Consider the following 24,353-nt stretch of genomic DNA (forward strand, 5'->3'; position numbering starts at 1 on the left):
CGCCCATCGCCGCTCGGCGACGGGCGCTTCAACAATTGATCCATCGGGGTAGTGGATCAACTGACAGCACAATGTTGCGACGCCCGTCGTACCGCGATTGACGGACGTTCCCCGGACTTCGTGTTCCGCGCTGCCGCGCACATCGGCGCGTCACCGGCTTTTCCGATTCGATCCTGTTCGGCTGGCTCGTCACGCCGACACGATGCTCGGCGTGCAAATGCATTCGCCGCGCGACGACGTGCGTGGCGCCATGGCATGACGATTCCGGGATCCAGGCTGCGGCCATCCGCCTGCGTCGCTGTTCATCGTCGACGGCCGAGCGGCACTGGTCGGCCTCGTGCGTCACGCATGCACGCCGTCGTTCAGAACGAACCCGATTGCCCGGATGGAACGGAAAGCCGCTCGTTCACGTCGCCGTCATCAACGGCGAAGCGACTACCCTGGCAGGTCGGCGATTCATGTTTGCAACACGATTCGTTGCGTTTCGGTCTTTTTTCATTCTCTTGTCCCCGTCTCCGATACATCCGACCCACTGAAGCGATTGCCGGGATCGACTTCGCTCGCGATCGCGCTCACGGCACATACAACCATGCAAGGAGCGCACCATGCTTCATGCCGCAAGGCCTCGCGGGCACCTGCAAGACCGCGAACAAGCATCGCACCCCGCCAGAAAGCGCGAACGTTTCGAAACTGAAACGCATCGCCGGGCCCGCCGGGCGTCGTCGTGCGGCCTCCGAGCCGGGCGGTCGATTACCTTACGATCGCCTTGAGATCGCCCGACGTTTGGCGCCGCGCGGCACGCCCCCCCGCGGGCCGGATAGCGCGAGCTTGGCCGTCCCGCTCGTCCGTCGCGCAAACACGCTAGAGTCTCTTTACATAGGGAACGCCGCGCGTTCCCGCCGCCTCGCCTCCAAGGACCCGCCATGACCGCACTTGCTGCCGCCCACCCCGACGTCGCGCATCCCGTGTTTTCGGCCGGGCGGCTGTCGATCGGCCTCACGCTTCCGCTCCTGCGCAGCGGCCACGTCGTCGCGGACTTCAACGAACAGCTCGAACTCGCGGCGCGGGCCGATTCGCTCGGCTTTCGCGCGCTGTGGATTCGCGACGTGCCGCTGAACAGCGCAGATTATCCCGACCCGGTCGGCCACCTCGACCCGTGGGTGCTGCTCGGCGCGCTTGCGGCGCGCACCCGCCGGATCGCGCTCGCCAGCGGCGCGATCGTGCTGCCGCTGCGTCATCCGCTGCATATCGCCAAAGGCGCGCTGTCGGTCGCGACGCTGTCGGGCGGCCGCTTCATCCTCGGGCTCGGCTCCGGCGACCGGCCCCCCGAATATGCGGCGTTCGGCGTCGACGCGGAAACGCGGCGCGACCGCTATCGCGCGCACTGGGACGTCGTCGCGGCCGCACTCGGCGTGCCGTCGCGCGTGCGGCCGGACGAAGCGCCGCCCGATGCGCCCGAATTCACGCTGCTGCCGCGCAGCGCCGACGCGGTGCCGATGCTTGCGGTCGGCTCGGGCGGACAGAGCGTGGACTGGATCGCACGGCATTCGATCGGCTGGATGACGTATCACCGCGATCCGGATACGCAGCGCGCCCGCTATTCGATGTGGCGCGCGGCGGTCGACCGGCTCGCCTCGCCGGCATTTCGCGCGTTCGGCGTCGCGATGCGGCTCGACCTCGCCGCCCGTCCGGATACGCCCGCCACCGCGCTGCCGCTCGGTTATGCAACCGGGCGCCGCGCATTGGTCGATATCCTGCAGGACATGCGTGCGGCGGGTACGCACCATGTCACGCTGAACCTCGGATCGGACCGGCCCGTGCGCGAAGTCATCGAAGAAATCGCCGAACATGTCCTGCCGGTATTTCACGACGAGCAAGCGTGATTCATCAGGAATCCAAATTCATATGACGCGATGCGAGCGTGGATCGCGGCCGGACGGACGCTCGCCGGGCAACGCATCGCGAGTCGGCATCGAAAGACACGCGTTACAGGCGGCTCCCCTGCGATCGGGAAAGCGGGACGTTCCCGCCGATGCCGGACGGCGGCAGCCTGCATCAGGTACCAGGTACATGACTTGCGGACATGCACGGCCAGCGCCCGCACAGCCCCGTTCATACCGGATCCGAATAGTCGGCGACGGAACTATTCGCTCACGGTCGCAATCATGTTAACTTCCGTCCATCGTTCAGCCCGGCGGCCCGCGTGACGATACGCACCGCCTTCCCACTCCATGCGACATTTCCTCCTCGGCTGGCTGCTCGCCGCCGTCGTCTCGGCCGCCCACGCGGCCGCGCCCGCTCCGGCCGCCGCGTCGGCCGCCTCCGGCGCCGAGCCCGCACTGACGCCGCAGCAGGCGCGGCAGGCATTGAATGTGCTCGAGAACCCGCGCGAGCGCGCACAGGTCGAAACGACGCTGCGCGCCATCGCGGCCGTCGGCGCGTTGAGCGCGCCCGCCGTGCCGGCAAGCGCCGCGCCTGCCAGCGGCGCATCGGCTGCCGCGGCGCCGGCGGCGCTCACGTCGAACGGGCTCGCATCGATGCTCGTTCGCCAGGGCTCGCGCTGGGCCGTCCAGATCGGCAATGCACTGCAGGAATCGCTGCGCTCGCTGCTCGATATCGGGTCGGTGGGAAGCTGGTGGCACGACAGGCTCGTGCGCGCCGACCAGCGTGCGGACCTCGCTCACACGCTCGTGATCCTCCTCGCGGTGCTCGTGCCCGCGCTCTTCGTCGAATGGCTCGCGAAGCGGCTGCTGCGACGCGCGCTGGCTGGAGTGGCCGCGCGCCGCGCGGCGTCCGATTCCGCCGCGTCGGACGGGGGCAACACGCCGCCGCCCGATACGTCCACCGCGCCCGACACCGCAACCGCAGGCACGGCAGACACCGCCCCTACGTCCTCGCAAAGCCGAGGCCACGCACGCCGACACACCACGCTGCTGCACCGGATGCCGCGCGCGCTCGTGAGTCTCGCGCTGCGCGCGGTGCCGCTGCTCGTGTTCGTCGGCGTCGCGAGCCTGACGATGTCGTTGCTCGATGAAGCGGACACGCCGATCGAATCCGCGCTCGAAGCATTGATCGACATCTACGTGATCTGCCGGCTCGTCACCATCGTCAGCCGGCTGTTCTTCCAGCCCGATGCGCGGCAGTTGCGGCTGCTGCATATCAGCGACGCATGGGCCGATTTCGCGCAACGCTCGATCGCGCGGATCGTGATCGTGGTCGGCGCGTGCACGGCGGCCGTCGAGATCGCCGCCAACTTCGGCCTGACCGAAGCCGGCCATGTCGCGCTGCTGAAGGCCGTCGCGCTCGTCGGGCACGTGATGATCTCGGTACTGATCCTGCAGTGCCGCCGGCCGGTGGCGGCACGCATCCGCGCCGCCGGCGCGGATCGGCCGACCTTCACCGTCGTCGGCAACGCGCTCGCGGACGCGTGGGCGCCTGTCTCGGTCTTCATCGTGATGGCGCTGTGGTTCGTGTGGGCGCTCGACGTCCACAACGGCTACCGCGTGCTGATCGCGCTCGGGGGCCGCTCGATCGCCGTGATGATCGCGATGCGAATGGTGTCGATCGTCGTGTTCGGCGCGCTCGCGCGGCTGTTCCAGCGCCGCGAGGACGACCGCACGCTCGTTCATCTGCACGCGTACCGCTACTACCCGCTGCTGCGCCAGATCGTGTCGGGCGCGATCGGCATCGTGACCGCCGTACTGCTGCTGCAGATCTGGGGCGTGCCGATCTTCCGCGCGTTCGAGACGGGCACGATCGGCCACCGCCTCGCGTCCGCGCTGGTGACGATCGCGATCGCGGCAATCGTCGCGCTCGTCGTGTGGGAAGCGGCCAACATCGCGATCGAGCGCCGCCTGCAACGCTGGACGCGCGAAGGCAACCTGGTGCGCGCGGCGCGGCTGCGCACGCTGCTGCCGATGCTGCGCTCGCTGCTGTTCGTGATGATCGCGCTCGTCGTCGTGCTGACGGGCCTCAGTGAACTCGGCGTAAACGTCGGCCCGCTGCTGGCCGGCGCCAGCATCTTCGGCGTCGCGCTCGGGTTCGGCTCGCAGAAGCTCGTGCAGGACTTCATCACCGGGATCTTCCTGCTGATGGAAAACGCGATGCAGGTCGGCGACTGGGTCACGCTCGCCGGCGTATCGGGCACGGTCGAATACCTGTCGATCCGCACCGTGCGGCTGCGCGCCGGCGACGGGTCGCTGTACACGATCCCGTTCAGCTCGGTGACGACCGTCAACAACACGAATCGCGGGCTCGGCAACGCGGCCGTCAAGGTCAGCATCGCGTACGGCGAGGACATCGACCGCGCGATCGCGACGCTGAAGGAAATCGGCGCCGCGTTGCGCGACGATCCGAAATACCACGACGGCATCCTGTCGGATTTCAGCTACTGGGGTATCGATCAGGTCGATGGCGCGGCGCTCGCGCTGGCCGGGCAGATCCAGTGCACGGACTCGGCGCGCTGGAGCGTGCAGCGCGAATTCAACCGGCGGATCGCGGAAACGTTCCGCGAACGCGGGATCCGGATCGCCAATCCGCAGCGCAGCGTCGTAGCCTATGCGGATGGATCGCGGCCTGTCGGCAACGATGAGAACGACGCGCGCCCCGATACGCGGAATGCCGCCGAACCGGCAGCCCGGCCGCCGTCGCCCGACGGAGCGGAGCGCAAGCCGGGCTAATCGCGCTCGCCCGGGGCCGGCGACCGGCCGCGCTCAACGCGCGGCAGGCTTCTTCACGCGCGCCGTGCTTTTCGCGGCGGGCGGTACCGCCCCCGGCTTCGCGGCACGTGGTTTCGCCGCGGCACGCTGCCCGCGCTTCGCAGCGGTTGCCGGGGCAGCGGCACCCGCATCGCGCTGCGCATGCCATTGCTCGAGCAGCACGCGCGTCTGCTCGGCAATCGTGTCGGTTACCAGCGCCGCACGCTCGCCCTCGAATGCGTCCCATTCGAGCAACTGCAGCGCCGAACGCTGCGCAATGTGAAACACCGTGATCTGCCCGAACAGGCTGAGCGCGCGCAGCCGGGTAACCGGATCATCGGCCCGCCGCCCCGAGATGCGGCCGATCAGCTCGGCGCTCACGTCGTTGAGCGGCTTGCGCAAGCGCTTCATCAGGATTTCGCTCGCGCTCGCCGGCTCCTGGCCGCCCTGCTCGCGCGCGAAGAACATCCGCTGGTTCATCGTCTTCGGTGCGGTGAACATCCGGTCCGACAGCGCGCGCAGCAGCCCGACGAACGCATCGATCAGCTCGTCGACGCTCGCGTCCGTGTCGAGCATCGCCCGCGCATGGCCGACCGCCGGCGCGAACACCGCCCAGCCGTGCTCGGCGATCGTCTCGACGCACGCGCGGTACACGCCTTCCTTGTTCTCGAAGTAGTACTGGAGCGCCGGCGCGTTCACGCCCGCCCTCGCGGCGATCTCGCGCGTCGACGCGCCCGCGAACCCGCGTTCGCCGAACAGTTCGAGCGCCGCCTCGATGATCCGCTGACGCGTTTCGTCGCCGCGCGCGTAGCCGCCCGCCGACGTGCGGCGCAGCTTCTTCGCTTCGTTCATGCCTTCCTCGTCATTCGATCGATCGACATTCTACTTGACACAATTTTATCAACTGGAATAATTCTTCCAATTGGAATAAATTGGACCCAGCATGTCGACGCCACAAGACCCGCCACAGAAAGCAGATCGTCAGGAAAACGGAACAACGCCCCGCAACGGAAACGGCGGGAGAAGGCGGCGCATCCTGCTCGCGGTCGCCGTGCTCGCGGCCGTCGGCGGCGCGGTCTGGCTCGGCCGCTGGTGGACGGTCGGCCGCTTCATCGAGAGCACCAACGACGCGTACCTGCAAGCGGACAGCATGACCGCCGCGCCGAAGGTCGCCGGCTACGTGACCGACGTCTATGTACGCGACAACCAGCCCGTGAAGGCCGGCGATCCGCTCGTGCGGCTCGACGTGCGCCAGTATCAGGTCGCGCTCGCGCAGGCGCTCGCTACCGTCGACGCCCGCCGCGCCGATATCGCGCGCGCCGAAGCCGACATCAGCCAGCAGCGCGCGAATCTCGAGCAGGCCGAAGCGCAGGCGAAGGTGTCGCGCATCAACGCGCAGCACGCAAGCGACGAGTACACGCGCTACGCGCCGCTCGCGGCGACCGGCGCCGAGACGCACGAACGCGTGGCCGACCTGAAAAGCACGCGCGACCAGGCGGCGGCGACGCTCGCCGCGAACAACGCGTCGATCGCCGCCGCCCGCACGCAGATCGCGTCGTTCACCGCACAGCTCCAGCAGGCGCGCGCGCAGCTCGAGGCCGCGCAGGCGAGCGCCGCACAGGCGCAGCTCGACCTCGACAACACGATCGTGCGCAGCACGCTCGCGGGCCGCGTCGGCGATCGCACGGTGCGCGTCGGGCAATACGTGCAGCCCGGCACGCGTCTGCTGACCGTCGTGCCGGTCGACTCGATCTATCTCGTCGCGAACTTCAAGGAAACGCAGATCGGCAACATGCGCATCGGCCAGCCCGTCGAGCTGCATGTCGATGCGCTGCCGGACGGCCCGCTGTCCGGCGTCGTCGACAGCTTCGCACCCGGCACCGGCGCGCAGTTCGCGCTGCTGCCGCCCGAGAACGCGACCGGCAACTTCACGAAGATCGTCCAGCGCGTGCCGGTGCGCATCCGTCTCGCCGCGGATGCCCGCGCGCAACGCATGCTGTTGCCCGGGCTGTCGGTGACGGTCGACGTCGATACGCGCTCGGCCCGCGACGAGACGCATCATGGCTGATACGTCCGCCACGATACCCATGCCGCCGCATGAAGGCCGCGCGAGCGTGACCGACTGGATCGCGGTCGCGGCCGGCGCGCTCGGCGCGCTGATGGCGACGCTCGACATCTCGATCACGAACTCCGCGCTGCCGCAGATCCAGGGCGAAATCGGCGCGACCGGCACCGAAGGCACGTGGATCTCGACCGGCTACCTGATGTCGGAAATCGTGATGATCCCGCTCGCCGCGTGGCTCACGCGCGTGTTCGGGCTGCGCAATTTCCTGCTGACCAACTCCGCGCTGTTCATCGCGTTCTCGATGATGTGCGGCTGGTCGCATTCGCTGCCGATGATGATCGCCGGCCGGATCGGCCAGGGCTTCACCGGCGGCGCGCTGATCCCGACCGCGCAGACGATCATCCGCACGCGATTGCCGCTGTCGCAGTTGCCGGTCGGGATGACGCTGTTCGGCCTGATCGTGCTGCTCGGGCCGCTGTTCGGCCCGGTGCTCGGCGGCTGGCTCGCGGAAAACGTGAACTGGAGCTGGTGCTTCTTCCTGAATCTGCCCGTGTGCCTGCTGCTGATGGCGCTGCTGGTGTTCGGGCTGCCGTCGGACCGCCCGCAATGGAGCGCATTCTTCAACGCGGACTGGCTGGGCATCTTCGGCCTCGCGATCGGCCTGAGCTCGCTGACCGTCGTGCTCGAGGAAGGCCAGCGCGAGCGCTGGTTCGAATCGCAGATGATCGTCACGCTGAGCGTCGTGTCGTTCGTCGGGATGATCCTGATCGCGCTGTCGCAGCGCTTCGCGAAGCGGCCGATCATGCGGCTGTCGCTGATGCGCAACCCGCGCTACGCGAGCGTGATCGTCATCGTGTCCGCGGTCGGCGCCGGGCTGTACGGCGTGTCCTACCTGCTGCCGCAGTTCCTCGCGATCGTCGCCGGCTACAACGCGGAACAGGCCGGCGCGATCATGCTGCTGTCGGGGCTGCCTGCCTTTCTCGTGATGCCGATCCTGCCGCGCCTGCTCGGCAAGGTCGATTTCCGCATCCTCGTGATCGCGGGGCTGCTGCTGTTCTGCCTGAGCTGCATGCTCGACATCAGCCTGACCGCGCAGAGCGTCGGCCACGATTTCGTGTGGTCGCAACTGATCCGCGGCCTCGCGCAGATGCTCGCGATGATGCCGCTCAACCAGGCGTCGATGGCAGCCGTCGCGCGCGAGGATTCAGGCGATGCGGCCGGGCTCTACAACATGGCGCGCAACCTCGGCGGCTCGATCGGGCTCGCGATCATCGGCACCGTGATCGACCGGCGCACGACCTTCCATACGGCCGCGCTGCGCGAATCGGTGAGCGCGAACTCGCTGATCGGGCAGGATCGCCTGTCGGCCTATGCGGCCAACTGGTTCGCGCACACCGGCGATCTCGCGTATTCGAACATGCGCGCGCTCGGCCAACTGGCGCAGCAGATCCAGATCCAGGCCATCGTGATGACCTATTCCGAAACCTTCTATCTGCTCGGCCTCGCGCTGCTCGCCTGCGTGCCGCTCGCGCTGCTGCTGCGCACGCCGCGCGGCCCGCAACCGATGTCGTCCGGCCATTGACCCGTCTTACGCGATGAAACCCTTCTCCCTGCCCCGCCGCCCCGCGCTCACCCTGTGCGCGGCCGCGTGCCTGCTCGCCGGCTGCACGGTCGGCCCCGACTACCGCGGCGCGCCCGCCGCACCGGATGCGCCGACCTTCGTGCGCGCACCGGCCACCGGCATCGACACCGCCGCGCCCGCGCCGAGCGCGTGGTGGCACGCGCTGAACGACCGCCAGCTCGACGAACTGATCGTCGCCGCGCTCGTCTACAACCCCGATCTGCACGCGGCGCAGGCGCGCTTGCGCGCGGCACGCGCGCAGCTCTCGCAACAGCGCGCCGCGCGAATGCCGAAATCGTCGGCCACCGTCGCGGCCATCCGCATGCGCGAACCGGACGTCGGCGCGCTCGGCTCGCTGCTGCCGTCGAACGACTCGGGCCAGTCGGCCGGCACGTCGCCGTCGCTCGGCGGCTCGGGGCCGCTGCAACTCTATTCGGCGGGCTTCGACGCGACCTGGGAAATCGATCTGTTCGGTGGCACGCGTCGCGCGATCGAAGCCGCATCCGCACAAGCCGAAGCGGTCGATGCCGATCTTGCCGACACGCAGGTGTCGATCGCGGCGGAAGTCGCGAATGCGTACGTCGACCTGCGCGACCAGCAGCAACGGCTTGCGTTGTCGCGGCGCACCGCGCAATTGCAGCAGCAGATGCTCGAACTCACGCAGCAGCGCCGCGCGCGCGGCGTCGCGGCCGATGCGGACATCGAGCGCCTGACGACGCAGGTCGAGAACACGCGCGCCTCGCTGATCCCGCTCGATGCCCAGGTGACCGAATCGCTCGACCGGCTCGCGATCCTGACGGGCCGCGCGCCGGGGGCGCTCGACGCCGCGCTGTCGACGCCGGACGCGGCATTGCCGACGCTGCCGGGCAGCGTCGCGATCGGCGATCCGGCCACGCTGCTGAAACAGCGCCCCGACATTCGCGCGGCCGAACGCCGGCTCGCGTCGAGCAATGCGCAGATCGGCGAGCATGTGGCCGACTATTTCCCGAAGGTGACGCTGCTCGGCGATCTCGGCTTCAGCGCGACCGACCCCGGCCACCTGTTGCGCAAGCAGAATTTCACGTGGGTCGGCGCGCCGTACCTGCAATGGAACATTCTCGACTTCGGACGCACGCGCGGTGCGGTACGCGCGGCCGAAGCATCGCGCGACGAAGCGGAAGCGAATTATCAGAAAGCCGTGCTCGATGCATTACAGGATGCCAACACCGCGTTGCAGCGTTACGGGCATCAGCGCGAACATGTGGTCGCGTTGACGAAGGTGCAGACGTCGGCCGTGCATTCGCGCGCGCTGATGGACCAGCGCTATCGCGCGGGCGTCGCGTCGATGATCGACCTGCTCGATACGCAACGCGAAGCGCTAGCCGCGCAGCAGAACGTGATCGCCGGGCAAGCCGAACTGATCAAGGACTACGTGTCGGTGCAGAAGAGCCTCGGGCTCGGGTGGCAAACAGGCGCCGGTTGACGGTGCCGCTGCAAATCATGCACGACCGATGCATCATGCTCGTCCAAACAATTCGGTAACGACTCATTGCGCGCGCAACAATACTGCTTCGTTTCGTGCGCGACGAACGGTTCGCGCCGCATCGTGCCCACGGCTATCGATGACATATCGAATATCAATTAGCCAATCGTCTGACGATCTCTTCTAATTCAGTCGGCTTCCCCACCACCGATCGGATCAAGGAGTTCCATCGTCATGTCCTCGTCTTCCCATCGCGTGCTGCGGCACGCAGTCGCCGCAATCTGCGTGGCACTCTCCGCTTCCCCGTACGCCGCTGAACTCACGCGCGACACCGGCGCACCCGTCGGCGACAACCAGAATTCGCAGACGGCCGGCCCCGCCGGCCCGGTGCTGCTGCAGGACTCCGCGCTCATCGAGAAACTGCAGCGCTTCGATCGCGAACGCATTCCGGAACGCGTCGTGCATGCACGCGGCACCGGCGCATTCGGCGAGTTCGTGCCGAGCGCCGACATCTCCGACCTGACGAAAGCGAAAGTCTTCACGCCGGGCACCCGCACGCCGGTGTTCGTGCGCTTCTCCACCGTGATGGGCTATCGCGGCTCGCCCGAGCAGGCGCGCGACCCGCGCGGCTTCGCGGTGAAGTTCTATACGCAGCAGGGCAACTGGGACATGGTCGGCATCAACTGGCCGGTGTTCTTCATTCGCGACGGCATCAAGTTCCCCGACTTCGTGCACGCGAACAAGCCGAGCGCCGTGACCGGCGTGCAGGATCCGAACCTCGCGTTCGACTTCTTCGCGCACACGCCCGAAGCGACCCACATGCTGACGCGGCTGTACACGGACGAGGGCATGCCCGATTCGTATCGCCGCATGGACGGCTTCGCGGTGCATGCGTTCAAGTTCGTCAATGCGCAAGGAGACGTGCACTACGTGAAGTTCCACTGGAAGAGCCAGCAAGGCGTGCACGGCCTGCGCCCGCAAGAGATCGCCGCGTCGATCGGCCGCGACTGGAACATGATGACGAACGATCTGTACGGCGCGCTGAAACAGGGTGATTTCCCGAAGTGGGACCTGTACGTCCAGGTGCTCACGCCGAAGGACCTGAACCGCTTCGATTTCGACGCGCTCGACGACACGAAGGTGTGGACGGGCGTGCCTGAACGCAAGATCGGCACGATGACGCTCAACCGCGTGCCCGACAACTACTTCCAGTCGACCGAGGAATCCGCGTTCGCGCCGTCGCGGCTCGTGCCCGGCATCGAGCCGTCCGAGGACCGGATGCTGCAGGATCGCCTGTTCGCGTACGCCGACACGCAGATGTACCGGCTCGGCGCGAACTACATGGATCTGCCGATCAACCGCCCCGTCGTGCCGGTGGTCAACAACAACCAGGACGGCAAGATGAACGCCGGCGACCGCAAAGGCGAGGTGAACTACGAGCCGTCGACGCTGAACGAGCTCGCGCAGGATCCGCAGTACAAGTCGGTCCGCATGGCGCTCAGCGGCACGACGCAGCAGGAAGCGATCCGCAAGAAGCTGCCGTTCCGTCAGGCCGGCGAGTACTACCGCAGCCTGTCGCAACAGGACAAGGACGACCTCGTCACCGCGCTGTCCGGCGACCTCGGCCAGGTGAAGAACGCGCAGAACCAGTACGCGATGCTGTCGTACTTCTACAAGGCCGACGCCGACTACGGTACGCGCCTCGCCCAGGCCGTTCACGCGAACGTCCAGCAGGTGCAGTCGCTCGCGGCGAAGCTGAGCGACAACTGATCCCGCGACGCCGGTCGCTGCCGACGTGCGACATTGCGCCGCGCACGTCGGCCCGGCCACCTCATCAGGACTTCCCCATGCGATCCGAACGCTTCCCCCATGCGATCCGCGCGGCCGCGGCGGCGCTCGCGCTCGCCGCACTCGCCGGCTGCGCGCACCTGCCCGACCAGCCGGCGTACGGCAAGGCCGATCCCGCCGCGCTGCGTCGCTATGACGACGACTGGTTCGACGCCGCGCGCGTCGGCCGCGTCGATATCCTGCGCGCGTTGCACGAGGCCGGCTATCCGGTCGACGCGACCGACAGCCACGGCTATACGGCCGTGATCCTCGCGTCGTACGACGGCCAGCCCGCGGCGCTCGACTACCTGTTGTCGGCCGGCGCCGACGCGTGCGTCGGCGATCGTCACGGCAACACCGCACTGATGGGCGCGCTCTTCAGGAACGAGCGCGACATCGCGCGGCGCCTGATCGACACGCGCTGCCCGATCGACCAGACCAACGGCGCCGGCGAAACCGCGCTGGGGTTCGCGACGCTGTTCAACCGCTTCGAGCTGATTCCGCTGCTCGTCGCGCATGGCGCGAATCCGAACCATGTCGACCGGCGCGGCCAGTCGCTGCTTCAGCTCGCGCTGACGCACGACAACACGTACGCCGCGGACGCGCTGCGGGAAGCCGGCGCCAGACCGTAGCGCGACGGCGCGTCAAATGGCGCGCCCCATTCTCTGCCCCCCGCCCGCTTCGCCATCGCGCGACGCCGGCGCCGCGTCGTCGGGCGGTTCGCCCGGCGGCCCTGCCGGCTCGACCTTTAAGTACCGGCGCGAGCCGACGCCCGCATCGAGCCGAAACATCGCGCGCATGACACCGCGCGGCATCCCGTTCGTCCGAGCATTCCGCTTCGCCTCACCCCCCTGCTTTTCGGCGCCTTTCGCCGCCTCCATCGAATCTCCATCTTTCCGCATAAAAGCCGCCAACTACTCCAAGCACACTCCGCCCCGTCAAAGCAGGCAGTGGGCTGCCTGCGCTTCCTGGAGTCGTTATGAACAATCAGAACCGATGCTGCCACGGCGCCGTATGTGTGCTGGTGGCGGCGATGCTGGCCGGTTGCGGGCCGTCCGAACAGCAGGCCGCCGCGCCGGCCACCCCGGTGGCGGCCATGACCGTGGCCGCCACGCGCGTCGACGTGACCGAAGATCTGCCCGGCCGCGTCGCGGCCGTGCGGGTGGCCGAGATCCGGCCGCAGGTGAGCGGCATCGTGCAACGCCGGCTGTTCGAGCAGGGCACCGAAGTACGCCAGGGCCAGCCGCTGTTCCAGATCAATCCGGCGCCGTTCAAGGCCGAGATGGATACGGCCGCCGCCTCGCTGCTGCGGGCGCAGGCCGCGCTCGAACGCGCGAAGGTCCAGACCGCGCGCTTCAAGCCGCTCGTCGAAGCCGATGCGATCAGCCGCCAGGTGTACGACGACGCCGTATCGCAACGCGACCAGGCCGCGGCCGACGTCGCGCAGGCCCGCGCGACGCTCGCGCGCCGCCAGCTCGATCTGAAATTCGCGACCGTGGAAGCGCCGATCGCCGGCCGCATCGACCAGGCGCTCGTGACGGAAGGTGCGCTGGTGTCGAGCGGCGACAGCCAGCCGATGGCGCGCATCCAGCAGATCGACCAGGTCTATGTGGACGTGCGCCAGCCGGCCGCGTCGCTCGAAGCGCTGCGCGGCGCGCTCGCGTCGCAGCCGCAAGCGTCGGACGGCAACGGGCTGCCGGTCGACGTGCTGCGCGACGACGACACGCGTTACGACGTAAAGGGCCGCATGCTGTTCTCGGGCGTCAACGTCGATCCGGGCACCGGCGACGTGCTGCTGCGCGTGCTGGTCGACAACCCGAAACGCCAACTGCTGCCGGGCATGTACGTGCGTGCCCGCATTCCGCGCGCGCACTACGCCAACGCGGTGATGGTGCCGCAACAGGCCGTCGTGCGCGCCGGCGGCAAGCCGCAGGTGTGGGTGCTCGACGCGAAAGGGCACGCGCGTCTGAAGGCCGTCGAAATCGGCGAGCTCACGAACCGCCACTACCGCATCAAGTCGGGCCTGCAGGCCGGCCAGAAGATCGTCGTCGAGGGCATGGAACGCCTGACCGATGGCGCGCCGGCCGCCGCGACCGACTGGAAGTCGCCTGACGCGGCCGCCGCCGCGTCCGCGCACTGAGTCACGAGGAGCCTCCAGCCATGGCTGAATTCTTCATCCGCCGCCCGGTGTTTGCGTGGGTGATCGCCCTCTTCATCATCCTGATGGGGGTGATCGCGATCCCGCAACTGCCGGTCGCGCGCTACCCGTCGGTCGCGCCGCCGTCCGTCACGATCACCGCGAACTACCCGGGCGCCACGCCGCAGACGATGAACGACGGCGTACTGAGCCTCATCGAGCGCGAACTGTCCGGCGTCAAGAACCTGCTGTATTTCGAATCGTCGGCCGATACGTCCGGCTCGGCGCAGATCACCGTGACGTTCAAGCCCGGCACCGATCCGGCGCTGGCGCAGGTCGACGTGCAGAACAAGATCAAGTCGATCGAGCCGCGCCTGCCCGCCGCCGTGCGCCAGAACGGGCTGATCGTCGAATCCGCGTCGTCCGGCTTCCTGATGCTGATCGGCCTGCGCTCCGACAACGGCCGCTTCGACGAAGGCGCGCTCGCCGACTACATGGCGCGCAGCGTGTCCGAGGAGTTGCGGCGCATCGACGGCGTCGGGCGTGTGCTGCAGTTCGGCTCCGAGCGCGCGATGCGCATCTGGGTCGATCCGCAGAAGCTGATCAATTTCGGCCTGTCGATGAACGACCTGACGACCGCGATCGGCCAGCAGAACGTGCAGATCGCGCCGGGCAGCCTCGGTGCGCTGCCCGCGCTGCCGGGCCAGCGCGTGACCGTGCCGCTCACCGCGCAGGGTCAGCTCACGACACCGGAGGAATTCGCGAAGGTCGTGCTGCGCGCGAACGCGGACGGCTCGAAGGTCGTGCTCGGCGACGTCGCGCGCGTCGAACTCGGCTCGCAGAACTACATGTTCGTGAGCCGCGAGAACAACAAGCCGGCCACGCTCGCCGGCGTGCAGCTCGCACCGGGCGCCAATGCCGTGAAGACGGCTGACGCGATCCGCACGCGCATGGCCGAACTGGGCAAGTCGATGCCGTCGGGCATGCGCTACTCGATCCCGCTCGACACGTCGCCGTTCGTGAAGATCTCGATCGAGAAAGTGCTGGCCACGCTGTTCGAGGCGATGGTGCTCGTGTTCCTCGTGATGTACCTGTTCCTGCAGAACGTGCGCTATACGCTGATCCCGGCCATCGTCGCGCCCGTCGCGATGCTCGGCACCTTTGCGGTGATGCTGCTGACCGGCTTCTCGATCAACGTGCTGACGATGTTCGGCATGGTGCTTGCGATCGGCATCATCGTCGACGATGCGATCGTCGTCGTCGAGAACGTCGAGCGCCTGATGGCCGAGGAAGGGCTGTCGCCGAAGGACGCGACGTCGAAGGCGATGAAGGAAATCACCGGCGCGATCGTCGGCATCACGCTGGTGCTGACCGCGGTGCTCCTGCCGATGGCGATGGCGAGCGGCTCGGTCGGCGTGATCTACAAGCAGTTCACGCTGTCGATGGCCGTGTCGATCCTGTTCTCCGCGTTGCTCGCGCTGACGCTCACGCCGGCCCTGTGCGCGACGATGCTCAAGCCGCTCGCACCGGGCCATCACGAGAAGCGCGGCTTTTTCGGCTGGTTCAACCGTCGCTTCGATCGCCTGACGAAATGGTACGAGACGCGCGTCGGCCGCCTGGTCGGCCGCACCGGCCGCGTGATGCTGGTGTTCGTCGCGATCGCGGGCGCGCTGGTGTTCGGCTTTCGCAGCCTGCCGTCGTCGTTCCTGCCGGACGAGGATCAGGGCTACTTCATCACCAGCTTCCTGCTGCCCGCGGACGCTACCGCCGAGCGCACGCATGACGTGGTCAACACGCTGGAAAAACATCTTGCCTCGCGTCCGGCAATCCAGTCGAGCATTTCCGTGATCGGCTACGGTTTCTCGGGACAAGGGCCGAACGCGGCGATCAACTGGTCCGTGATGAAGGACTGGAAAAACCGCGGCGGCGCATCGACCCTCGAGGAAGGCATGCTCGCGCAACAGGCGATGGCCGGCGTGACCGAAGGCACGGTGATGAGCCTGCTGCCGCCCGCGATCGACGAACTCGGCAACAGCTCGGGCTTCTCGATGCGCCTGGAAGACCGCGCCAACCAGGGCACGGCGGCGCTCAAGGCGGCCGAAGCGAAGCTGCTCGAACTCGCCGCGCAAAGCAAGGTCGTGACCGGCGTGTACCCGGACAGCCTGCCGGCCGGCACGAGCATCCGCCTCGAGATCGACCGCGCGAAGGCGCAGGCGCTCGGCGTGTCGTTCACGACGCTCAGCGACACGCTGTCGACCGCGATGGGTTCGACCTACGTGAACGATTTCCCGAACGCGGGCCGCATGCAGCAGGTGATCATCCAGGCCGACGCACCGGCACGCATGCAGATCGACAACGTGATGAAGCTGTACGTGCGCAACGCGGCCGGCGGCATGGTGCCGCTGTCGGAAGTGGTGCGCCCGGTGTGGACCGACACGCCGCTGCAGATGGTGCGCTTCAAGGGCTACCCGTCCGCGCGGATTTCGGGCAACGCCGCCCCGGGCCAATCGAGCGGCGCGGCGATGGCCGAGATGGAGCGGCTCGCCGCGCAACTGCCGCCGGGCTTCGCGGTCGAGTGGACCGGCCAGTCGCTGCAGGAACGCCAGTCGGCGTCGCAGGCGCCGATGCTGATGGTGCTGTCGATGATCGTCGTGTTCCTGGTGCTCGCCGCGCTGTACGAAAGCTGGTCGATTCCGCTGTCGGTGATGCTCGTGGTGCCGCTCGGCCTGATCGGCGCGATCGGCGCGGTGCTGCTGCGGGGCTTGCCGAACGACGTGTTCTTCAAGGTCGGGATGATCACCGTGATCGGCCTGTCCGCGAAGAACGCGATCCTGATCGTCGAGTTCGCGAAGCAGTTGCGCGAGGAAGGCAAGGGCTTGATCGAGGCGGCCGTGCAGGCGTCGAAGCTGCGCCTGCGCCCGATCCTGATGACCTCGCTCGCGTTCGGCCTCGGCGTCGTGCCGCTGATGATCGCGACCGGCGCCAGCGCCGAAACGCAGCACGCGATCGGCACCGGCGTGTTCGGCGGCATGGTGACCGCCACGGTGCTGGCCATTTTCTTCGTCCCTGTTTTCTTTGTGTTCGTGATGAGCATCCAGGAGCGCATCGGCGCATGGCGGGCGTCCCGCAAGCAGCCGGCTACCCCGACTCGCGAACAGGAAGGTTGATGCCATGCGATTGCTTGTTCTTCCCCTCATCCTCGCGCTGTCGGCCTGCTCGCTCGCGCCGACGCTGGTCAAACCCGCGATGCCGGTGCCGACGGCCTACACCGCCGCCGCTGCCGCCGATCTCGACGCGAACGCCGCCGATCTGGGCTGGCGCACGATGTTCGGCGATCGCCGCCTGCAGCGCCTGATCGAGCTCGCGCTCGACAACAACCGCGACCTGCGCGTGGCCGCGCTGAACGTCGAGGCCGCGGAAGCGCAGTACGGCATCCAGCGCGCCGCGCGCCTGCCGTCGATCGGCGCGGGCGCGAACTTCACGCGTCAGCGTACGTCGGACGACACGCAGTCGAATCCGCCGCTGTTCGGCACGACGCAGAACCAGTACGGCGTGAACGTCGGCATCAGCGCGTTCGAGATCGACCTGTTCGGCCGCGTGAAGTCGCAGTCGGATGCCGCGTTCGCGCGCTACGTCGCGACCGATCACGGCCGCCGTGCGGTGCAGATCTCGCTCGTCGGCGGCGTGGCCGACGCGTACTTCGCGGAACGCCTCGCGCACGAGCAACGCCAGTTGTCCGAGCGCACGCTCGCCGACTGGCGGCAGTCGCTCGATCTCGCGCGCCGCCTGAAGGACGCGCATCAGGCGAGCGGCGTCGACATCGCGCAGGCCGAAGGCCAGGTCGCGAGCGCGACGGCCGATCTCGAAGCGCGCACGCGCGCCGTCGAGCAGGCGCGCAATGCGCTGCGCCTGCTGGTCGGCGCCGAGCTGCCGAAGGATCTGCCCGAGCCGCTGCCGCTTCAGCAGCAACCGGTGATGACGCAACTGCCGGCCGGCCTGCCGTCGGAGCTGCTGTTTCGTCGCCCGGATATCCAGCAGGCCGAACAAAACCTCGTCGCCGCGAATGCGGACATCGGCGCCGCGCGCGCCGCGTTCTTCCCGCGCCTGTCGCTGACGTCGTCGATCGGCTTCCTCAGCCCCGCGATGGGCAGCCTGTTCGACGGCGGCCAGCGCGTGTGGAGCTTCGCGCCGCAGGTCACGGTACCGATCTTCCAGGGCGGCCGGCTGCGTGCCGAGCTGCGTCTTGCCGAAGTGCGCAAGTCCGGTGCGGTCGCCGAATACGAACGCGCGATTCAGGCCGCGTTCCGCGAAGTGGCCGACGGCATCGCCGGACGCGAAACCTTCGGCCGCCAGATCGAAGCGCAGACCCGCGTGGTCGGTTCGGCCGAACGCCGCACCGACCTGTCGACCCTGCGCTATCGCGCGGGCGTCGAGGGACGGCTGGAGTTGCTCGATTCGCAGCGGCAACTCTATGCGGCACGGCAAGCGCTGCTCGACCTGCGCCGCAGCGAACTGAGCAATGCCGTTGCGCTGTACAAGGCGCTCGGCGGCGGCCTGACGGACCAGGACGTCGCACCGTCGAAGCGCGTGGTGCAGAACTGAACGAACGGCGCCGTTCCGCCCGCGCGGCAGCGTGGCGGAACGGCGCGCCCCGGCCCGGCGACGGGCCGCCCCGACTGTTCGCCATCGCACGGCACACTCCATGACGAATTCCCTGATACTCATTGCAGAAGACGAGCCCGACATCGCGGACATCCTCGATGCGTACCTGAAGCACGACGGCTTTCGCACCTACCGCGTCGCCGACGGGCAAGCGGCGCTCGACATGCAACCGCGCCTGAAGCCCGACCTGATCCTGCTCGACGTGAAGATGCCGCGGAAAAACGGCTGGGACGTGCTCGCCGAGCTGCGACGGCGCGACAATACGCCCGTCGTCGTCGTCACCGCGTTCGATCGCGACCTCGACCGGCTGCAGGCGCTGCACGCCGGCGCGGACGACTACATCGTCAAGCCGTTCAACCCGGCCGAGGTCGTCGCGCGATTGCGCGCGATCCTGCGCCGGTCGGCCGCGCCGCCCGCCACGCGCATGCTGCGCGTCGGCGACCTGGAGATCGATACCGACAGCTATCTGGCCCGCGTGCGCACGGCGGGCGCCGAGGTGCCGATCCCACTGACGCTGACGGAGTTCCGGTTGCTCGCGCACATGGCGAGATCGCCGAGCCGCGTGTTCACGCGCGGCGAGCTGCTCGATGCGTGCATGGCCGACGTGAGCGCGCTGGAGCGCACGGTCGACAGCCACATCTGCCGGCTGCGCAAGAAACTCGAACGGGCCGGCGCGCCAGGCATGCCCGAAGTGATGCGCGGCGTCGGCTACCGGCTGCGGGGCGTGCAGTGACGCTGCCGGCACGGCCCGGCCGGCAAATCGGGCGGGCGATCGGCGTCGCCGCGATCGTCGTCGTGCTGCTCGCCTGCACCGTCGCGTTCTTCGTCCATGCATTGCATGCGCCGGCCGCGTTGCCGCACGACGCGGCGGCCGACGCGATGCTCCGCAATGCATTTACTTACGTGGTGCTCGCGGCCGCGCTGTCCGTCTGCCTGCTGGCCGCCGCGTTCGACCTGATCAGGCTGATCCGCCGCATGCTCGCGACGCTCGACGCGATGGCGGACACCGCCGGCCGGATCGTGGCCGGCGATCCGTCGGCGCGCGCGGTTTCCGTCGACGGCTGTCCGGCCGGCCTGTCCCGCTTCATCGAGCACTTCAACGCGATCACCCATTCAATGAAACCGGCAAATCCATCCGATGCGACGGCCACCGTCGCCACCAGCAGTCACGTCACGCGCACCCAGCTCGCCGAACTCGCAACCCGGCTCGACACGATCAAGGCGCTTGCAGCCGATACGAATGCGCCCTCGCGCGACGCGCTGCTTCAGCATGTCGACGCGCTGTTCCGGTTCGTCGACGACCTTCAGGCGGCCGAACGACAGGCCGCGACGATTCGAGCATTTCCTCGATGACGATTGGCCGTCTAACCCTGGGCCGTTTCAACACGCATCGGAAATGATCGGCGAATCGCATTCGGCATTACGTGCGTTGCGGGTTTCGAACATTACAAAATGCCGCCGATCTTTTCAAAACCATTGCGGTTAATTCGGTTTAATTTTATTTCATATAATCAAAAAAAGTTTGACACCGCGCTTTCGTTCTTGATACCGTCCGATGCAAGCAATCCGACGGTTTGCCCGCCACGCAATCGATTCCGCTCCACGTTTTTTTGCTTCCGCTGCACCGAAGTACGCGCCGCCGAACGATTCGTTCGCACGCCGGCGCGCGCGGCATCCCGATGCATTTCACTGGACGGCTGCCATCCGGCAGCGGGCCGAAGGATCGAATCAAATGAGCAGGACAACGAAGCTGTTGCTCTAGCAATCCACCCGCGCCGAATCCGGCGCGACTGCCCCGCCCCGCGGCGCAGCCTTCCCGTCATCGCGTTTTCCGTATTTCGCCCCCGGAGAAAAACCGCTTTCCGGATCGGGTGAAAGGCCCTGTCGCGTCCGTGCCATCCGCCCGCATGCGACAGAAAGCGGCGGTGCATGACCCGCACCGCTGTCGACCGTCGTTGTTCGTGCCGTTCGATGTTCAACCGGAGGGGTAATTCAAATGAATCAGGTTGCAAACAAGAAACACAAGCACATTCGCATCGTCAAACTCGCGTTCGCCGCCGCAGCAGCCGCTTCGTTCGGCATGGCGACCGCCCATGCCGCGCCCGCGGCCGGCTGGACGGAAACACGCACCAAGGGATTCCTGCCGCTCGTGCAGCAGAACGAAGCCGGTACGGCCGGCGCGCCCGCCGCGAGCACGGCGGCCGCTGCCGCCTCTGCCATCGACATGGCGCCCGGCGAATCGGTGGACATCGTGCTCGGGCTGAACCTGCGCAACGAAGCACAGCTCGACCAGTACCTGCGCGACCTGCATACGCCCGGCTCGCCGCGCTACCGGCAGTTCCTCACGCCTGCGCAATTCGCCGCGCAATATGCGCCGACCGATCAGCAGGTCGCCTCCGTCGTCGCCCACCTGCGCAAGGCAGGCTTCGTGAACATCGTGGTCGCACCCAACCGGCTGCTCGTCTCCGCATCCGGCACCGCGGGAACCGTCCAGTCCGCGTTCCGCACGACGCTCAAGCGCTTCACCCGCAACGGCCGCAGCGTCTATGCGAACACCGACGCCGCGCAAGTGCCGAACGCGATCGGCAACATCGTCGGCGCGGTACTCGGCCTGCAGAACGTCGAGCTGATGCATACGGGTGCGGGCGGCAAGCCGCAAGGCAACACCAGCAACCTGACGATCCCGGCCGGCGCGTCGGCGGTCCCGCACAACCCGACCGAATTCTCGTCGATCTATGGCGGCGACGGCACGCCGACGGCCTCGCAGACCACCGTCGGCATCATCTCCGAAGGCGACCTGTCGCAGACGGTGAGCGACCTCAATACGTTCGCCGCGAACAACGGCCTCGGCACGATCAGCACCAGCATCGTGAAGACGGGCCCGGCCGGCAGTTCCTACACCGACACCGACGGCACCGTCGAGTGGAACCTCGACAGCCAGTCGATCGTCGGCACGGCCGGCGGCAGCGTGAAGCAGGTCGTGTTCTACACCGCGCCGTCGATGACGCTCACCGCGATCACGGCCGCGTACAACAAGGCCGTGACCGACAACGTCGCGAAGGTGATCAACGTGTCGCTCGGCGTGTGCGAATCGTCCGCGTACAGCACGGGCTCGCAGGCGACCGACGACACCATCTTCAAGCAGGCGGTCGCGCAAGGGCAAACCTTCTCGGTTTCCGCCGGCGACCACGGCGCGTACGAATGCGCGAGCGGCAAGCCGTCGCGCTCGACCTACACGGTGAGCGAGCCGGCCACGTCGCCGTACGTGATCGCGGTCGGCGGCACGACGCTGTTCACGAATACGTCGACCAATGCGTACAACAGCGAAATCGTCTGGAACGATCCGAGCTGGCAGTCGGGCACCGTGTGGTCGACCGGCGGCGGGTACAGCAAGTACGAGGCCGCGCCGGCGTGGCAGTCGTCGACGCTCACCGGCTCGACCAAGCGTGCGCTGCCCGACGTCGGCTTCGACGCCGACCTGCGCACGGGTGCGATTCTGGTCGTGAACGGGCAGACGTCCGACACGCTGTGGGGTTCGGGCTACCTGAACAACGAAGGCGGCACGAGCCTCGCCGCGCCGATCTTCACGGGCATCTGGGCGCGGCTGCAATCGGCCAACAACAATGCGCTCGGGTTCCCCGCGTCGAGCATCTACAAGTACTTCCCGACCAACGCCGCGCTGTTGCACGACGTCACGTCCGGGAACAACGGCAGCGGCACTTACGGCTACAAGGCAAAGGCCGGCTGGGATGCGACGACGGGCTTCGGCAGCGTGAACATCTCGAAGCTGAACGCGTTCATCCAGAGCACGTCGGATTTCGCGCGTTGACGCGCTGCTGACCGTTGCGGTTGCGCAAGCGCGACGTACCGTACGCAACCGCGTCTGACGACCCGCGAAGGCTGCGCAGCCTTCGCGGGTTGTCTGCATGCCGCGTCATCTCGCCTCTGCCCATCGGTACGTCGCCGAGCGTGCGGGAGAGCCCGGGCGGCATGCATGTCTGTGCGGATCTCGCGGCGACGTACGCCGCTACAACGGCTTCGTGCTCCGCTATTCGGGGCTGAACGACGCGACGATCGAGACAGCGGCGATACAGTTCGCGGACGTCATCGAGCCGCACCGCCGCGCGCGACGCTGAGCGTCGCTCACAGTTGCGATTCGATCGGAAACAGCCCGAGGAACCAGACTTCCATCCGCCGCCCGGCAGATACCTCCGGCTCGCGATCGATCTCGGTGACCTTCCCGTCCGCATCGGTCTGAATCCACTTGAGCCGCCCGTTGCCGGCCGCGTCGGTGCTCGCCTCGACACGCCACGCGATCTGGTCGAGCCGCGCTTCCAGATCGTTGGCCACCTGCGACGCAATCGCGGGGCTCTCGCAGTAAACGCCGATCTCCGTATTGAGGTTTAGCGAACGCGGATCGAGATTCATCGACCCGATGAAGATGCTCGTGTGATCGAACACGTAGGTCTTCGCATGCAGCGACGCGCGCGACGAGCCGATGATGACCTGCTTCGAAATGCTCTTGTCGCCCGATGGCCGGCGCTCGTAGAGCCGCACGCCAGCGTTCACCAGATCGCTTCGATAGCGCCGGTAGCCGGCATGCACGGCCGCCACGTCGGTCGACGCGAGCGAATTGGTCAGCACCGTCACGCGCACGCCGCGTGCCGTGAGCGCGCGCAGCCGCTCGACCCCCTCCTTGCCCGGCACGAAATACGGCGACACGATCAGCAGATCGTGCCTCGGCTGCAACGCGAGCGCACGCAGTTGCGGCATCAGGTGCCCGTCGCTGTCCTTCGGCGGGTGCGCGATCTTCGACGGATCGTCGTACAGCACCGTCGCATGCCCCCACGACAGCGCCGTGCCCTCTCCGTGAACGATCCGGTCGAGCCGCTGCCGTGCCTCGAGCACGTACGGATTGTCCTCCATGGCCCGCAGGTAGTCGCGCAACCGTTCGCGCTCGCGGTCGAGGCCGCCCGGCGCCGCATCGTGTCCGACGAGCGTATCGATCGGATACGCATACGGCGAATTCCAGAACGTATCGAATTCGGTCGAGATGTCCTTCACGACCGGGCCGTGAACGACGACGTCGAGATCGCCGAACTCCAGCATCGACGATGCGCCGAAGTATTCATCGCCGATATTGCGGCCGCCGACGATCGCCGCCTGGTTGTCCGCGATCATCGCCTTGTTGTGCATGCGCCGGTTGACGCGCGAGAACTCGAACACGGTGCCGATCTTCTTGAACCGGCGCGTAGCCACCGGATTGAACAGCCGGATCTCGATGTTCGGATGCGCGCTGATCTCGAGCAGCTTGCGGTCGTCCGCGTTGGTGCCGAGATCGTCGAGCAGCGCGCGCACGCGCACGCCGCGGTCGGCCGCACGAATGACCGCGTCGGCCAGTTCGTGGCCGGTCAGGTCGTCGTGCCAGATGTAGTATTGAAGGTCCAGCGAGCGGTCGGCGCGGTCGGCAAGCAGCACGCGTGCGTCCAGCGCATCGACCGGATCGGTCAGCAAATGAAAGGCGTCCTGCCCCGGGTGCGTGCGGGCCTGCTGCTGAAACGCGGCGCCCAGCCGCGTATCGTCGGTATCGGTGTACGCATGCGTCGGCGCGCGATCGGCCTGCGGCGGCAGGCTTGCGCACGCGGCAAGCATCAGCAACGACAGAATCGCACCCCACCAACGCAGCCTGATCATGATCGCCGTCCCCGCTCCCGGGTGAAATCCGTTTGTTCTGGCCGCCGGATGGAGGCGGCATCGATCGGCGGTCCCGACGTACGCGAGTATCGCGCCGAGGCTAGCCGCGCCACAGCATACTTCGATTGCCGTCGGCGCGGCAGGCCTTCGTTGTTGCCGCGCGTGCGCCCAAAGAAAAACCCGCGACG

At 67.7% G+C, this 24,353-nt stretch carries 16 protein-coding genes; 13 read left to right on the plus strand and 3 right to left on the minus strand.

Annotation, left to right across the window (positions count from 1 at the left end):
• Positions 1-923: 923 nt before the first annotated feature.
• Together WS64_RS22580 and WS64_RS22585 are read left to right on the plus strand one after the other, a co-directional pair.
• Positions 924-1,883: an LLM class oxidoreductase gene (locus WS64_RS22580; protein WP_060967753.1), complete on the plus strand. Its 960-nt coding sequence runs from the start codon at positions 924-926 to the stop codon at positions 1,881-1,883.
• Between the two features lie 348 nt (positions 1,884-2,231).
• A complete protein-coding gene (locus WS64_RS22585) occupies positions 2,232-4,679 on the plus strand; it encodes a mechanosensitive ion channel family protein (RefSeq protein WP_060967754.1) in 2,448 nt (815 codons plus the stop codon).
• Positions 4,680-4,712: 33 nt separating this feature from the next.
• Here WS64_RS22585 and WS64_RS22590 read toward each other — a convergent pair whose 3' ends face one another.
• Entirely contained in the window at positions 4,713-5,549 is an 837-nt protein-coding gene (locus WS64_RS22590; protein ID WP_060967755.1) for a CerR family C-terminal domain-containing protein, read from the minus strand.
• A gap of 91 nt (positions 5,550-5,640) precedes the next feature.
• Here WS64_RS22590 and WS64_RS22595 point away from each other — a divergent pair, with 91 nt between their 5' ends.
• From WS64_RS22595 to WS64_RS22615, 5 genes are all read left to right on the plus strand, one after another.
• Positions 5,641-6,765 carry an HlyD family secretion protein gene (locus WS64_RS22595; RefSeq protein WP_059582880.1) on the plus strand — a complete coding sequence of 375 codons (1,125 nt, stop codon included), beginning with the start codon at positions 5,641-5,643 and terminating at the stop codon, positions 6,763-6,765.
• On the plus strand, positions 6,758-8,344 hold the full coding sequence (locus WS64_RS22600) for an MDR family MFS transporter (RefSeq protein WP_060967756.1): 1,587 nt from the start codon (positions 6,758-6,760) through the stop codon (positions 8,342-8,344). Before WS64_RS22595 ends, WS64_RS22600 begins: the two co-directional genes overlap by 8 nt.
• Positions 8,345-8,357: 13 nt before the next feature.
• Complete coding sequence (locus WS64_RS22605; protein WP_060967757.1) at positions 8,358-9,845, plus strand: efflux transporter outer membrane subunit; 1,488 nt, start codon at positions 8,358-8,360, stop codon at positions 9,843-9,845.
• A 234-nt stretch (positions 9,846-10,079) separates the two neighbouring features.
• Positions 10,080-11,615: a catalase gene (locus WS64_RS22610; RefSeq protein WP_060967758.1), complete on the plus strand. Its 1,536-nt coding sequence runs from the start codon at positions 10,080-10,082 to the stop codon at positions 11,613-11,615.
• 77 nt (positions 11,616-11,692) lie between these two features.
• Positions 11,693-12,304, plus strand: a complete 612-nt coding sequence (locus tag WS64_RS22615) for an ankyrin repeat domain-containing protein (protein WP_060967759.1) — start codon at positions 11,693-11,695, stop codon at positions 12,302-12,304.
• A 12-nt stretch (positions 12,305-12,316) separates the two neighbouring features.
• Here WS64_RS22615 and WS64_RS35100 read toward each other — a convergent pair whose 3' ends face one another.
• Entirely contained in the window at positions 12,317-12,553 is a 237-nt protein-coding gene (locus tag WS64_RS35100; protein WP_060967760.1) for a hypothetical protein, read from the minus strand.
• Between the two features lie 98 nt (positions 12,554-12,651).
• Between WS64_RS35100 and WS64_RS22625 the strand changes: the two genes are divergently transcribed.
• The 6 genes from WS64_RS22625 (at position 12,652) to WS64_RS22650 (ending at position 22,300) form a co-directional block, all read left to right on the plus strand.
• Complete coding sequence (locus tag WS64_RS22625) at positions 12,652-13,812, plus strand: efflux RND transporter periplasmic adaptor subunit (RefSeq protein ID WP_060967761.1); 1,161 nt, start codon at positions 12,652-12,654, stop codon at positions 13,810-13,812.
• Between the two features lie 20 nt (positions 13,813-13,832).
• Entirely contained in the window at positions 13,833-16,976 is a 3,144-nt protein-coding gene (locus WS64_RS22630; RefSeq protein ID WP_060967762.1) for a multidrug efflux RND transporter permease subunit, read from the plus strand.
• A gap of 4 nt (positions 16,977-16,980) precedes the next feature.
• On the plus strand, positions 16,981-18,411 hold the full coding sequence (locus WS64_RS22635) for an efflux transporter outer membrane subunit (protein ID WP_059639138.1): 1,431 nt from the start codon (positions 16,981-16,983) through the stop codon (positions 18,409-18,411).
• Positions 18,412-18,511: 100 nt separating this feature from the next.
• The gene (locus WS64_RS22640; protein WP_059639137.1) at positions 18,512-19,204 is read left to right on the plus strand and encodes a response regulator; all 693 of its coding nucleotides are present in this window, start codon (positions 18,512-18,514) and stop codon (positions 19,202-19,204) included.
• Positions 19,201-19,824 carry a hypothetical protein gene (locus WS64_RS22645; RefSeq protein ID WP_060967763.1) on the plus strand — a complete coding sequence of 208 codons (624 nt, stop codon included), beginning with the start codon at positions 19,201-19,203 and terminating at the stop codon, positions 19,822-19,824. Before WS64_RS22640 ends, WS64_RS22645 begins: the two co-directional genes overlap by 4 nt.
• 643 nt (positions 19,825-20,467) lie before the next feature.
• The gene (locus WS64_RS22650; RefSeq protein ID WP_060967764.1) at positions 20,468-22,300 is read left to right on the plus strand and encodes a S53 family peptidase; all 1,833 of its coding nucleotides are present in this window, start codon (positions 20,468-20,470) and stop codon (positions 22,298-22,300) included.
• A gap of 314 nt (positions 22,301-22,614) precedes the next feature.
• Here the strand turns inward: WS64_RS22650 and WS64_RS22655 are convergent, their stop codons facing one another.
• Positions 22,615-24,165 carry a phospholipase D family protein gene (locus WS64_RS22655; RefSeq protein ID WP_060311263.1) on the minus strand — a complete coding sequence of 517 codons (1,551 nt, stop codon included), beginning with the start codon at positions 24,163-24,165 and terminating at the stop codon, positions 22,615-22,617.
• Positions 24,166-24,353 lie beyond the last annotated feature (188 nt).

This window comes from Burkholderia anthina (assembly GCF_001547525.1).
GTDB classification, from domain to species: Bacteria; Pseudomonadota; Gammaproteobacteria; order Burkholderiales; family Burkholderiaceae; genus Burkholderia; species Burkholderia semiarida.